This window comes from Puniceicoccaceae bacterium (genome assembly GCA_040224245.1).
GTDB lineage: Bacteria > Verrucomicrobiota > Verrucomicrobiia > Opitutales > JAFGAQ01 > JAKSBQ01.
The window spans coordinates 1-13,796 of sequence record JBEGIR010000006.1; the positions used below are offsets into that span (position 1 = coordinate 1).

The 13,796-nt window shown below is 57.1% G+C and carries 9 protein-coding genes; 1 reads left to right on the plus strand and 8 read right to left on the minus strand.

Annotation, left to right across the window (positions count from 1 at the left end):
* Positions 1 to 510: 510 nt before the first annotated feature.
* The 4 genes from ABQ298_00960 to ABQ298_00975 all read right to left on the minus strand — a co-directional run bounded on the left by ABQ298_00960 (position 511) and on the right by ABQ298_00975 (position 4,235).
* On the minus strand, positions 511 to 990 hold the full coding sequence (locus ABQ298_00960; protein MEQ9822937.1) for a DUF5069 domain-containing protein: 480 nt from the start codon (positions 988 to 990) through the stop codon (positions 511 to 513).
* Between the two features lie 68 nt (positions 991 to 1,058).
* The gene (gene recF, locus ABQ298_00965; GenBank protein MEQ9822938.1) at positions 1,059 to 2,141 is read right to left on the minus strand and encodes a DNA replication and repair protein RecF; all 1,083 of its coding nucleotides are present in this window, start codon (positions 2,139 to 2,141) and stop codon (positions 1,059 to 1,061) included.
* A gap of 10 nt (positions 2,142 to 2,151) precedes the next feature.
* Complete coding sequence (locus tag ABQ298_00970) at positions 2,152 to 3,327, minus strand: aminotransferase class V-fold PLP-dependent enzyme (protein ID MEQ9822939.1); 1,176 nt, start codon at positions 3,325 to 3,327, stop codon at positions 2,152 to 2,154.
* The gene (locus ABQ298_00975) at positions 3,327 to 4,235 is read right to left on the minus strand and encodes a LysM peptidoglycan-binding domain-containing protein (GenBank protein ID MEQ9822940.1); all 909 of its coding nucleotides are present in this window, start codon (positions 4,233 to 4,235) and stop codon (positions 3,327 to 3,329) included. The genes ABQ298_00970 and ABQ298_00975 overlap by 1 nt, the downstream gene beginning before the upstream one ends.
* 192 nt (positions 4,236 to 4,427) lie before the next feature.
* Between ABQ298_00975 and acs the strand changes: the two genes are divergently transcribed.
* Complete coding sequence (gene acs, locus ABQ298_00980; protein ID MEQ9822941.1) at positions 4,428 to 6,392, plus strand: acetate--CoA ligase; 1,965 nt, start codon at positions 4,428 to 4,430, stop codon at positions 6,390 to 6,392.
* Between the two features lie 201 nt (positions 6,393 to 6,593).
* On the opposite strand, the gene ABQ298_00985 is transcribed toward acs, so the two are convergent.
* The 4 genes from ABQ298_00985 to ABQ298_01000 form a co-directional block, all read right to left on the minus strand.
* On the minus strand, positions 6,594 to 7,124 hold the full coding sequence (locus ABQ298_00985; protein MEQ9822942.1) for a hypothetical protein: 531 nt from the start codon (positions 7,122 to 7,124) through the stop codon (positions 6,594 to 6,596).
* Between the two features lie 87 nt (positions 7,125 to 7,211).
* The gene (locus ABQ298_00990) at positions 7,212 to 11,513 is read right to left on the minus strand and encodes a hypothetical protein (protein MEQ9822943.1); all 4,302 of its coding nucleotides are present in this window, start codon (positions 11,511 to 11,513) and stop codon (positions 7,212 to 7,214) included.
* A gap of 72 nt (positions 11,514 to 11,585) precedes the next feature.
* A complete protein-coding gene (gene mreC, locus ABQ298_00995) occupies positions 11,586 to 12,422 on the minus strand; it encodes a rod shape-determining protein MreC (protein MEQ9822944.1) in 837 nt (278 codons plus the stop codon).
* Between the two features lie 67 nt (positions 12,423 to 12,489).
* A complete protein-coding gene (locus ABQ298_01000) occupies positions 12,490 to 13,515 on the minus strand; it encodes a rod shape-determining protein (GenBank protein ID MEQ9822945.1) in 1,026 nt (341 codons plus the stop codon).
* Between the last annotated feature and the right edge of the window lie 281 nt (positions 13,516 to 13,796).

Genomic DNA, 13,796 nt, shown 5'->3' on the forward strand with positions numbered 1-13,796 from the left:
ATGCGTCCCCGACGCATTGGTACGACATTTGCCAATGATTCCGGATTTTCCCTCTGAGTCCTCCATACCCGCGTTCCTTCTTCCGTAGCCGCGTTCCTTCTTCCCTCCGTAGTCCCGATGCGTCGGGAGAGAATTCGGACCTCGTGCACGTTCGCAGCACCTTGCCACTCCAACGCTTCCGAATTCTTCCGAATTCGCCTACGGCCAATGCTTTCGAATGCGTCCCCGACGCATTGGTACGACATTTGCCAATGATTCCGGATTTTCCCTCTGAGTCCTCCATACCCGCGTTCCTTCTTCCGTAGTCGCGTTCCTTCTTCCCTCCGTAATCCCGATGCGTCGGGATAGAATTCGGACCTCGTGCACGTTCGCAGCACCCTGCCACTCCAACGCTTCCGAATTCTTCCGAATTCGGCTACAGCTGGTGATACTTGCTGATACTTCCGGATGCTCTCTCGGCGCATCAGCACGACGGACAAGAAGCATTCAGGATGCAGACGAAGGGAAATCCTAATCAATCCTGCCCTCGTCATAGTCGATCAGATCCGCAAAACTGAGCAGATCCTCCCGGTCGGCGACGCCCATCTCGGCCTTGACTTCATTCACCTTCTCCCGCCCCATTTCGCTCATGCCCATCTGCACCATCTTGCGATTCCACACATGTACACGCAGGTCATCGGGCAAGCACTTCGCCAACTCACGGTCCAGCTCTTCGGCATCCGTGCAGCTGCGAACGAGTTCGATCACCTGATCCGGTTCCACGCCGAGATGCAGGCACAGGAAGCGGTCAAAGCCCTTGGTGAAATTGCGCTGATAGCTCTTTGGCAGTTCGCCATTGAGATGTTTGCGAATTTTGGCGAGAAAGCGCGGCAGATGCAGCAGCCCGTTCGCATGCGGTTGATAGGGGGACGGTAGGTCCTTCAGAATGCCACCCGTTGGCCCCTGATCCGTTCCGGCAAATTGATCGCGATAGTCCATGGCAGCATTCATGCACGCATGCAGGCGAAATTGCAATGCACGGTTGCAGCGCACCGGAGGCAAGGGGTGGTTCCGAAAAATCAGTCGCGCAATGCAAAGGTACCCGCCTCCACGTGCATGACCTGCCAATCGAGGTCCGACGGGTGTCGGGGCAGGCTCGTGCCACTGGCAAATACCTGACAACCCCGCGCAAAAATACTCCAGAACCGTTCTTTACGCGCATCATCGAGTTCACCCAGAATGTCATCGAGCAGGATCACTGGCTTGCGCGCCAGCACCGTCTCAATGATTTCGATCTGAGCCAACTTGAGTGCCAGCGCAACACTGCGCTGTTGCCCATCGGATCCATGAGTTTTCGCGCCAAATTCCTGCACCTCAAAAGAGTAATCATCACGATGCGGTCCGATCTGCGTCGACCCGGTCACTCGATCCCGCTCAAAGCCACTTGCCAGACGCTCGAGATACCGTTCTTCCGAATCGAGTTCCAACGAGGGTCGATAGCTCACTTCACCAGCCTCACTGTCCGCAAGTGTGGCATAGTTTCGCTCGAAGCACGGGGCAAAGCGCTGCATCCACTCGCGACGACGGGTCATGAGGAAAAAACCCCATTTGGCGAGTATGCGATCAAAGGCGACGACAACCGTTCGATCCATTCCAGACTTCAGCGAATGGTTGCGCTCCTTTAATGTGCGATGATAGGCCTGCAGTCCGCGGAGGTATTCCCTGTCGAGCACCGAAAAAAGGAGATCGAAGAACCGGCGACGGGCCTGTGGACTGAGTTTGATCAGTTGGGTGTCATCTGAAGCAAACACCACGCTCGGAAATTGTCCGACAAAATCGGCCATGCGCTCAACCGGAGTTTCATCAAGGCGCACGTTGCGCGTTCGGGAACTGAGCTGCAATTCGACCTGCACCGGAACCGAATCCCGCTCGGAATGAACTTCGTAAATCACACGCGCCTGGCGTTTCCGATTCATGATGAGTGGTCCAAGTTCATGAGTGCGAAAAGAACGCACAGCCGTGAGCAGGGAGAGTGCCTCAAGCAGGTTGGACTTACCCTGCCCATTGGACCCGAGCAGAAAGGTCGGACGGTTCACGTCAAATTCCAGACGGGCCAGTGCAATATTGCGGTAGTGTTCGAGACTGATGTGGGAAATGTTCATGGCTCACCCATCACAGATCATCGATCGAGATCACGCGGCTTCCGCCCTGCCTCCGATGCTCATCGCCCTCTCTCCAAAGTTGTGTCAGGGCACGCAACAGCTCCTGCCAGTCCTGCTCTGTGGTCTGCCAGCCAGCGCTGAACCGCAGGTGTCTCCTGGCCTCTGCTTCGTCCACCCCCATGGCGAGCAGCACACGGGATACGCTGGCATTGCCTGTGGAACAGGCCGAACCCGCCGCAGCCGCAACGCCCAAACGGTCGAGTCCTTCGATCCAGCGAGTCGCATCATCCTGCGGAAGAATAACACTCACGGTGTTCCAGAGCGACGATTCCACCGGAATCAGAAAGCGAACCCCCGGGATCGCCTTGGCCAGAGCATCCTGAAACTGCTGCCGCCAAAGGATTCGCTGCCGGATGGCAGAGACATCACTGGCCCACTCCGTGTGCACTTCCAGCGCAGCCTGCATGGCGAGAATGCCCGGCACATCCTCGGTTCCCGCACGGATGCCCGCTTCCTGTCCTCCGCCCAGTTGTCCGCAGATTCGACCGAAGCGACCGGATTGCTTGAGAAATCCGACTCCTTTGGGACCACCGAATTTGTGTGCACTTCCGCAAAAGGCATGCACATCGCTCCAGCCCGACAGTGGCAATTTACCAAGGAATTGAGTCGCATCACAGAAGTAAGCAAGCCCACGTTCCCTGCACCAGGTCGCTGCCCGGTGCCAATCAAAAACTTCCCCTGTCACATTATTGGCCGCCATCATCACCACTCCTGCAATGTGGGCATGAGTCGCAGTGAGCGCTTCGAGCTGCTCGATGAGGTCGGTACGCGAGGAAGGGCGAAACCAGCGAATGCGCTCAGGTACAAGGGTGGTAGCAGGTTCGACCACGCAGGAATGTTCCAGTTCCGAAACCAGCAGGCACTGCTCCGGAGCGAGCTGTTCCAAGGTGGAGCGTAGCCATAGGTTGCAGGCCTCGGTCGCACCCGAGCAAAAGACCAGGCTGTCCGGTTTCACTGCCAGGCACTCCGCCATGCGTTCACGGGCACGGCTCAGGACGGCACGAACCTGCGCAGCCATGCGATAGCTGGCAGATGCATTTGCCCAGTGCATGCGGCTGGCGTCGAGCCAGGCATCTCTTGCAGCCTCACAGAGCGGGGTGGTCGCATTGTGGTCGAAATAGCGCATCAGCGATCAGGAAGTCGAAGCACTTGCCCAGGGCGAAGGTCATTGACACTGTGGAGCACGCTGCGATTGGCCTGAAAGATCGCCTGAATGTAGTCCGAGCTGCCATAAAACCGCAGGCTGATCGCATAGAGGGAATCCCCCGGACGCACCTCATAGCTCTCCGGAATGCCGTCTCGTGCATCCGTCTGTGGCAGCTGCTGCTGCGCAGCCTGTCGCGTCTGGGAATCCACGACCAGTTCCCGGGTTTCGACAGCGTCGGCTGCGTCCGCAGTCGTGCTGGGTTCGGACTGCGCAGCCGGGGTTGCCGGACTGCTGAGAATCTCGCGCATGGTATCCTGGGTTCCGCTCAAGCGCTCACGCAGGCTGGTATTGGTGCGCTGCAGCTCAAGCATTTCCGCATTCAGCGTTTCCACCTGGCGCTTGAGCGCGGCAATGGTTTCGAGTAATTCCATGCGGCTGACAGCATCCTTGAAAGGATTTCCGGGCAGTGAAGTGGCAAATTGTTTTTTGGCGCTCACGATCAGCTCCTGTACCAAGGGGGCCTCGCGGCTGTCCGGATTCAATTCCAGATACCGGTGGAAATGATAGATGGCGAGCACGGGTTCATCCTCATAGCGCAGGTAGATCACTCCGGTTTCCAAATGGGACTCAGGCGCATACGGGTATTTGTCAATCACGCGATGAAACAGTTCCAATGCGGCCTCCACATCGCCTTCACGCATCTTCTGCTTCGCCGCCTGGTACTCGGCACTGTCCACTTCAATGAAGGAGTCCGGTCCGGTCGGAGTGCAGGAGACCCAGAGGAAGCACAGGGATGGGTAAAGCAGACATAAAACTGCGATTCGCTTGAGCATTATCAGCGATTCAAGCACTTCCCCGTCGAGGGTCAACGGATAAGCTTTGCTCATACAACACACTCCCTCACTTAACGAATCAACTAATCCCCCGGCCCGAGGGCATAAGCATTTGATTTTCGGGCGCATCCGCATGCACTCAACAGTGCACTTGGTTCCGTTCCGAAGGGGTGCCATCACAACAGTAGTCGTCCCTTCGGGGTGGTTCCGAAGTCTCTTTATTTCTGAAAAACCCACCCCATCCCCATGACTGAATCCAGTTTTGAGTCCATCTCCCACGAGGCGAGAGTGTTTCCGCCTGCACCCGAGTTCAGCGCTTCTGCGCGGCATGCAAATATGGAGGCCTACCAGAGCGAATATCAGCGCAGTCTGGCAAATCCGGAATCCTACTGGGATGCCATTGCGCGGGAGTTGCACTGGTTCACTCCCTGGAAACAGGTGATCAATGAGAGCGAAAAGCCTTTTTTCAAATGGTTTGAAGGTGGAACCACCAATGTTGCCTACAACTGTGTGGACCGCCAGGTCAAACTGGGAAATCACAACAAAGCCGCCATCATCTGGGAAGGAGAGCCAGGTGAAGGAGACGCGCGCGTGCTGACCTACTGGGATCTCTATCGTGAGGTCAATCGCTGTGCGAATGCATTGAAAAAGCTTGGTCTGAAAAAAGGGGACCGCGCGGCAATCTACCTGCCAATGATTCCTGAGCTGGCCATTACCACGCTGGCCTGCGCAAAGCTGGGCATCATTCATACGGTGATCTTTGCGGGGTTTTCGTCCAACTCCATTCGGGATCGCGTCATCGACTGCGGTGCCAAGCTGGTGATCACCGCTGACGGGGGGTGGCGTCGCGGTCAAATCCTCAACCTCAAATCCATTGTGGACGAGGCCATCGCCGACTGCGATTCAGTAACCGACGTGATCATCGTCAAACGAGGACATGGCGATCCCTTCCCCTGCCGCGTCAAGGAGGGACGTGACAAGTGGTACCATCGCATCATCCAGGAGCAACCCATTCATTGTGAACCCGAAGCAATGGATGCAGAGGATGTGCTGTTTTTGCTCTACACCAGTGGCACCACAGGGAAACCCAAGGGCATCATTCACACCACGGGTGGATACATGACCTACGCATTTCACACCATGCGCACCGTCTTTGACCTGCGGGCAGAGGATGTCTACTGGTGCTCTGCAGACATCGGCTGGATCACCGGACATTCCTACATCCTTTACGGTCCGCTGCTCAACGGTGCCACCGTTGTCATGTATGAGGGTGCTCCCAACTGGCCAGATCCCGGTCGTTTCTGGGATATCATCGAAAAATATGCCGTGACCATTTTCTACACCGCACCCACCGCGATCCGTGCATTCATGAAATGGGGCGAGTCCTGGCCCCGTAAATATGACCTCTCGAGCTTGCGTCTGCTCGGTTCAGTCGGTGAACCCATCAATCCTGAGGCGTGGATGTGGTACCATGAAGTCATCGGCGCAAGCCGCTGTCCCATCGTCGATACCTGGTGGCAGACCGAAACCGGCGGCATCATGATTTCACCCATCCCGGGAGCCACCCCAACCAAGCCGGGGAGTGCCTCTTTTCCGGTATTTGGGGTCGATGCGGACATCGTTGACGACGACGGCAATACGGTAAATGCTGGCTTGCTGTGCATCAAAAACTCCTGGCCAGGCATCATGCGCGGGATCTGGGGAGATGAGCAGCGCTACCGCGATACCTACTGGTGCAAATGGGATGGAAAATACTATTTCCCAGGGGATGGCGCCCGTCGAGATGCCGATGGATACCTATGGATTCTAGGTCGAGTGGACGATGTCGTCAACGTATCGGGTCACCGCATTGGTACCGCCGAACTCGAAAGCATTTTTGTCGGTCACTCCAATGTGGTGGAAGCCGCCGTCATCGGAACACCCCACGAGATCAAGGGTCAGTGCCTGGTTGCGTTTGTCACACTGAAGTCGGGCGTCGACCCCAACGAAGCCATCGAACGGGAGTTGAACGATCTGGTGATTCAGGACATTGGCAAATTTGCAGTACCCGAGCGCATTATTTTCGCAGCTGACCTGCCAAAGACGCGCTCCGGCAAGATCATGCGCCGACTGCTGCGCGATATCGCCGAAGGCCGAGCACTGGGCAATGTCACCACGCTCGCCGATCCGTCCGTCGTGGAAAGTCTCAAACGCCACTACAGCGAAAACTGATCCGGGGAAACGTCCCACCTGATTCTGGGACGACTCCACGCAACACGTTGCCCTGTTCGGGAGAACATGGACATCCTGCGTGTTCAAGCACACTTGCCACACAAACGCATCCGAATTCTTCCGAATTCGGCTACAGGAAGGCAAACGCGTCCGAATACTCCCGAATTCGGCGACAGGAAGGAGTTCGACGCACCGGGACGCTCAGGATACCGTGCCCGAAAGGTCTTCACCCGTGCGGTACCCCTCCATTCGGAACCACAGCAGCGACAACAGCGGCAGCAATAACAGCAGCAGGAACTGTCCGCAGACGCCCTCGATCAGCACGCGATTCCAAAATCCTTCAGAGGCAGGGATGCGTTCAAAATACCAGAGCAGCAGGGACGGAAATAGGACCAACATCCAGTGAGTCAGTGAAGCCAAAACATAAGGAACGCGATTCCCGGAGTCCGGTGATCGGCTGCGCCAATACAACAACAGGGCAAACATCCCCAGCATGACTGGCAGCATAATGCCACGCAGCGGTACGTATTGGGATTCGAAAAAAAGTCCTGACAGCAACGTGATCAGCAATCCCGCTCTTCGGGAATGCTGCATGGCCGGAAAAAACACAAAAACCCACCAGACGGGCACATAGAGCGCCACATAACTGGCAAAAGCATTGATCTGTGAGGCAGTGAACCAGATCAGCCCATAAATGACCGCGTAGGTCAGGCCATGTCGAAGCTTCCCCATGAATCAATGCCTGTCTATGGATGCGCAAGAGGGCAAGTCCACACCGTGTATTGACTGCACCATGCCCGCAAAGCTGCCAAACCTGTTTCAGCCGCTGCCATTTTGGCTCCGTGCATTCAACATCGATTCGATGCGCGCGTCCAGAGACGCAAAATACGCATCAATGCGATCATTGACCTTCGCCTCCATGACACGCTGCACCACATCCTCTGCGATCTGATTTGCAACTTCACGGGAAACCTCGCGCGCGGTGGGCGCAGCAATCTGCTGGGAATACTCGCGAGCCGCTTGCCGGGCGGTGGTCTCGCTGATTTCCTTTGCCGACTGACGGGCCACGCTGGCCGCAATGCGCTCCGCATGCTCGGCAGCGACACGCCGGGTCTCCTCCCCTGCAATATCGCGAACCATATCCGGCAACACACGACTGGTCATTTGACTGATCACCGGAACCGCATTCTCGCGAATGGTCTCACGAATGAGATCTGAAGACTCACCTTCAATCACGGCCAACGCGCGCTCACGGATCAGATCCGACAACACATCCTTGGTCAACTGCTCAGCAATTCCGTCTGCGCGCTCGCGTGCAGCCTCGCTGGACACCTCACGGGCAACAGTCTGTGCAACACGTTCGACAATACCAGGAGCAACTTGCTCTGCAATCTCGCGGGCAACGCGCTCCGCAGTCGCCGTACTGACCGACTGGGCTGCACTCTCAGCAATCTGGCTGGCGATCGAGTTGGCGATCTGCTCAGAAGTGCTGCGAGCCACGTCCCCTGCAATTTTTTCAGCCACGGACTGCGCCACGCGCATGGCCTGATCTGCAGCGATGTCAGCGGTCACGTCTTCCGCAACACGCTGGGCGACATCTTCGGCCTTTGCCCGGCTCAATTCAGTTGTTACCTCGCGGGCGGTCTCTGCGACGATGCGCTCAGTCTGCTCCCGTGCAATTTCTCCGGCGACCTCGCGCGCAACAGATTCCGCCACCTCGCGGGAGCGGTCGCTGATCACGTTTCGACCCTCGCGCTCGACAAGCTTTCGAATCTGGGGTTCGGATACTTCACGCAGCAGCTCCGCAAAGCGATGATCGAGCAACAACTGCACCTGCTCGCGCGTATATTGCTCCGCCACCTGCCTGACCATGCCGGGGGCTTGGGAGTGTGCAATCTCTCGGGCGGTATCCTCAGCAAATTCAGCGCAGACTGCAGGCGCAACCGAAGCTGCGGATTCGCGAGCGACCTGCTCGGCAACTTCCCTGGCGATGCGCTCACCTGTGGTTTGCGCTGTTTCCTTGGCAATTTGAGTCGCGATCGGTTCCGCAACCGATTGAACCACCTGTTCGGCATGCTGAGAAGCGATAAACGGTACACTTTCCCGTACCAGGGTCTCTGTAAGTTCACGAGCCACCTGTTCACTCACGGCACGCGCAATGGGATCGCTCACCTCCGTGGCAATTTGCCGCGCGGTTTCCTGCGCCTGGCGTTCACCCAGTTCGCGGGCCAGTTCCGCAACCAAATCCGCGCCCATTCCACTTGCGATGGATTCGAGGACCGGACGCGCAACGGCATCGGCATTTTGTCGCACAAACGCCTCCGCATGTTCTCTCAGATGACGCTCCAGCGCCTCTGGGGCAAACGATTGCACCGACTGTGTCGTCAACTCCCGCAAGAGCGGTTCGGCCAATTGTTCGATGATTGGGCGGGCAACCGCCTCGACCTCGGCCTGAGTTTTCTCCCGTGCCACCTCAGGCACGAGCGAAGCAACAGTTTGACGGACCTCGGACTGCACCACACCGGGAACTGTTTCACGCGCCATTGTTCCGGCAACCTCACGAGCAACAGAGTCGCTCACCTCCCGTGCGATTGGGGCTGCAATCTCAGAAGCCAACTGCCTTGCGACATCGCTGGCAACAGAATTGGCCTGCTGCTCGGCAACATGCTGTGCGGTCTGGCGTGCCTGTTCGACCGCAGTTTCCTGCGCCACATCGTTCGCCCGCTGCTCGGCAACACGCTCGGCAACCGTTCGCGCCACCCCGGCTGCAATATCCGAGGCAATGCGTTCGCTGACCTCCGCAGCAATGGCATTGGCAGTTTCCACTGCAGCCTCGTGCGCCACACGATTGGCAACCTCGTCCGCCACGGAGCGAATCACCTGAAGGGATTCGGACTCTGCAACCTCGCGGGCTACCTGCTCAACCGCCTCACGAGCAAGCTCTGGTGTCAGCTCACGGGCGAGTTCGCCCGCGCTGTTTCGTGCGGCCTCAGACACCACCTCTTCTGCAATCGGTTTTGCAATGATACGGGTGATCTCCGTCGCTACCTCCCGCGTGACCTGTGCGGCACTGCGCTCGGCAACCTCACGCGCAACTTCACGGGCGATGCTGCCCGCTTGCTCGCGTGCATGCTGCTCGGCAAATTCTTTGGCGTGCTGCACTGCCATCTCCCGCGCAATCGGGACCGCAGTACTTTCCGCAACCTCTTCGGCCTTGCGATAGGCGATGCGCTCCGCCACATCCCGCGCTGTCTCCTTTGAAACAATTTCCGCAACGGTTTCTGCTACACGGATGGCAGCAGGCCCGGCCTTGAGATAAGCCTCCTTCTGTCCGGTCTCCCGCGCGATTGCTTCGATGGTTGTGGTTGCAGTGTCACTTGCGATGGTACGCGCGGTTTCATCTGCGACCTCCCGCGCAATGCGGCTGGCGACCTCACCCACCACCTGTATGGCGTGCTTGCGCGATACTTCCTCAGAAACTTCAATGGCGTTTTTGATCGCCGTGCTGCGCGCCACCTGTGTCGCGACTTCCTGGCTGACGACCTTGGCGGTCTTGGCCGCTTCAATCTCCGCCTTTTCGGTCGCAACCTGATGTGAAACCTCCCGCGCGACCTTGTCTGCAACATCGCTGGCAATTTGGGAAGCCAACTCACGCAGACGGGATTCTGCCACCTCACGGGCCGTGCGTTCTGCCCAGCGCTCAGCAGCCCCCATTGCCACCTCGCGGGCGGTTTCCTCAGCTGCTTTCTTGGCAGAAATGCGGGCGATTTCGTTGGCAACAGACTCCGCCGCCAGTGAGGCCACCGGGTGGGCCACCTTACGGGCAATCGTCTCTGCCACCTCCCGCGCTTTGGGTTCGGCAATTTCGCGGGCATTCTTCTGCACCACTTCCCTCGTCATGCTGTCGATGCTGTTGCGAAGCATCAGTTCGAGCACATCGTCAGTGAAGCGACCGGAAAGTTCACCCGAAGCCCCTTCGCCAAAACGATCCTGCAGGTCATTCGCAACCTGTTCTGCCACCGTGCGCGCGGTCATTTCCGCACGCTTCAGAATGGACTCGATCACGTCATCATGCACGGACGGATTGGCATCGTGCAACTCAGACCGGAAACGCTGCATCCTTGCCTCAATGCGCTGATCCACCCAAGACTGAAATTCATCCTGTGAAGCGCTGCCAGCCTGGCCGGGCAGTTCGGTATGCAAATCCACCTCGTCTGCAATTTCATCGGTTACACTTCCCGCCAACACGACTTCCTCCGAAACCGCAGATTCGTCAGGCACATCCTGCGAAAGGGCAGCTGGTGCATCGACCTCCCCTTCGGACTCGGCCTCCGTCGGTGATTCTACTTCGGTATCGGATTCGCCAGAGTCGAGTTCGGAAAGCGGTTCGGGTTCAACTGGATCGGAAACAGACTCAGGCTCTGAACCAAGGACTTCCTCCTCCGACCCGGTTTCTTCGTTATCAGCCTGAGCTTCCGCTTCCATAACAGCATCCGCAGAAGTATCACCGCTAACGGATGACTCCGACTCCGGTGCAGATGCCTGCTCAACCGAATCACGCAACTCGTCCGCTGCAGGTTGATCGGAATCCTCCTCCGTGATCGCAATTGTCTCATCGGCATCACTCTCGGATGGCAGTGCATCACTGCGGTCTTCCGCAGCAACATCGGGCACTTCCGAATCTGCTTCCGGCGCAGATTCAGGCTCACTCTGAGCATCCCCAGAGGCCGCATCGGAGGATTGCGACGCCTTCGCTATCGCTTCAGCTTCCCGCTCGCTGTCGGTGAGCGCATCCGGGTCTCCATTCAAGAATGCCTCCACAGCAGTGTTGAGAGAATCAGAGGCCGCAGCACTCTCGGGTTCCTTTTCCCCCGGAGGTGCACCAATCAGCTCATCGTCGCCCTCATGTCCATCGATTTCGAGTTCCTGCCAAGGTGGATCTTCCTCTGCAGTATAGCTCACCGGCAGAACCATGACCTCAGATTCGGGGTTTTCGGTTTTGATCGCGGCTGCCTCGTCCAGAGTAGCGGTGTCGTTTCGGACATCTCCATCGACGGAGATCCACCAGCTGTCCTCCACTTCATTTTCTATCAACCAGGAGCGCAGATCATCCAATTTCATACTCAACTGCTACAAAAATACGCGCCAATAGTCAAGGTTCGAGAGCTTGTGAATAACATGTCAACAATCCTGCTAGTTCCGCTGTTCCAACGGGATAAGAATCGCAACCTCCCGCAACGAACGCAGGGATTCCGGCAGCTGTACTTCGCCGCGCTGGAAAAGCCCTTCCATTTCAGGTTCCACCGATACGAGGTCTCCCAAATACAGTCCCTCCGGCAAGCCATCCCCCAATCCGGAGGTGTACAGAGGCCGACGCTGCTGCGCATCCGCAACCACATCCTGTGGAACGTGTTGCACTTTTCCTTCGAGTGAATCCCATGCACGCTGTCCGGCTCCGGTAAACGCAATCGGTCGAACATCGTTGGCGGTATGCACTGTCACGCGAAAGGACGGACTGCTCACCAGCAACACTCGGCAATGACCCTCGCTGACTTCACTCACTCGCCCCACGAGTCCGTCCCCGGATACAACTGCAAGACCGGGTGTCACACCATGCCGATGCCCCTTATCCAGAACAAATCCTTCAAACCAGGCCGAAACTTCGCGCCGCACAATGCGGGCATATTCTGACCGAAAATCGACAACGGGTTCGAGTGACAACAGGCGTTCGAGACGATTCAGATAGTGCCGGGTGGCATGGCTTTGTCCCTGCTCCAGTCGTGCGCGCGCCAGCTCCCGTGACAAGCGGCGATTCGCGTCGATGAGTCGATTTTTGGAATGAAGCCGCAGTGCCGCGTAGTCCTGCAATTCCCCTACTGTGCCTGCGACTGTCAGTGCGGGAGCATGAAACAATTCCATACCGTGGTAGAGGATGGATTTTACAAACACGGGTGCCAAGATCCAGGCGAGCAATGCCAGCAATGCCCAGTATGACGCTCGGTGTTTTTTGGCGAAGGACTGGGATTTCATGATGGATTGAACGGGGAAATGACACGGATCGGGCTGAGCCGTCCCAGATTCATGCCAGCAATTGCAGTTACATCATGTTCTCTGTTGCTTTTTTGTACTCAAGCAACAACTCCACATTTTCAAGCGCGATGCCTGCACCATTCGCAACTGCAGTGAGCGGATCCTCCGCTACCAACACCGGAAGCCCTGTTGCCTCACTCAGATACGCGTCAATCCCGCGCAACAATGCACCCCCTCCCGCCATGAAAAACCCGCGATCCACGAGATCTGAGGAAAGTTCAGGTGGACAGGTTTCGAGTGCTTTGCGAATCATGGATGCAATTTCCTGCACGGTGGAGGAGAGTGCCTCTCGAATCTCCTGTGAGGTGACACGAATCATCTTGGGCAAACCCGCTACCGAATCCTGTCCCCGCACCTCCATTTTCAGTTCCCGGTCAAGCCGATAGGCGGAGCCGATCCGGATCTTGATCTCCTCTGCCGTGCGATGCCCGATATTGAGCGTGTAAGCCTGCTTGAGGTAGTTGATGATGGCATCATCCATCTCATCGCCACCGACGCGAATGCTTTTTTTCAGCACGATTCCCGAGAGGGAAATAATTGCGATTTCGGTGGTCCCTCCACCGACATCCACGATCATGTTAGCCGCCGCCTCCTCGATGGGAAGCCCCACACCGATCGCTGCCACAAAAGGTTCCTCAAGCAGGATAACACTGCGTGCGCCCGCATTGTAAGCACTTTCCTCGACCGCGCGACGCTCGACTTTGGTGATACCCGAAGGCACGGCAATCACCACGCGAGGTCCACCCAGACTGTAGCGACTGTCGACCTTGCGGATGAAGCGTCGCAGCATTTCTTCGCAGGCCTCAAAATCCGAAATGACGCCATCCTTGAGAGGACGCACGGCACGCAGGTTTCCCGGGGTTCGGCCCAGCATGCGCTTGGCCTCTTCTCCTACCTGATGCACCTTCCGCGTGAAGACATCAATCGCAACCACACTCGGTTCGCGCACCACAATCCCTTTGTCTTTCACATAAATGAGGGTGTTGGCAGTGCCCAGGTCGATACCGATATCTTTGGAGAATAAACCAAACACAATTGCTGCTTTGTCGATACTAAGAGTGCGCTGATCGACATGTATAGGCCCAGCCCCCCATCGAAGTCAAAATCTAAATGGAATTCCAAGTCTGCTAAATTCCTGAATGCAAACTGTTTCCGATCCAACGAAACCCTCACTTCACGCCAGCGACATGTGACCCGGGGGTGTCGATTCTGGACAAGAGCGGTGCGAAACCTGTCTCCACCCTGGGTGGGTTGGGGTTTTCATTCTGGAAGGGCAAAGGCAAAAGTGAAGGTTTACGGTATGCAACGGATTCG

Coding starts and splice junctions, on each gene's coding strand:
- ABQ298_00990 (MEQ9822943.1), bottom strand. CDS start 11,513: ATGAAATTGGATGATCTGCGCTCCTGGTTGATAGAAAATGAAGTGGAG.
- ABQ298_00975 (MEQ9822940.1), bottom strand. CDS start 4,235: ATGAGCAAAGCTTATCCGTTGACCCTCGACGGGGAAGTGCTTGAATCG.
- acs (MEQ9822941.1), top strand. CDS start 4,428: ATGACTGAATCCAGTTTTGAGTCCATCTCCCACGAGGCGAGAGTGTTT.
- ABQ298_00970 (MEQ9822939.1), bottom strand. CDS start 3,327: ATGCGCTATTTCGACCACAATGCGACCACCCCGCTCTGTGAGGCTGCA.
- ABQ298_00985 (MEQ9822942.1), bottom strand. CDS start 7,124: ATGGGGAAGCTTCGACATGGCCTGACCTACGCGGTCATTTATGGGCTG.
- recF (MEQ9822938.1), bottom strand. CDS start 2,141: ATGAACATTTCCCACATCAGTCTCGAACACTACCGCAATATTGCACTG.
- mreC (MEQ9822944.1), bottom strand. CDS start 12,422: ATGAAATCCCAGTCCTTCGCCAAAAAACACCGAGCGTCATACTGGGCA.
- ABQ298_00960 (MEQ9822937.1), bottom strand. CDS start 990: ATGAATGCTGCCATGGACTATCGCGATCAATTTGCCGGAACGGATCAG.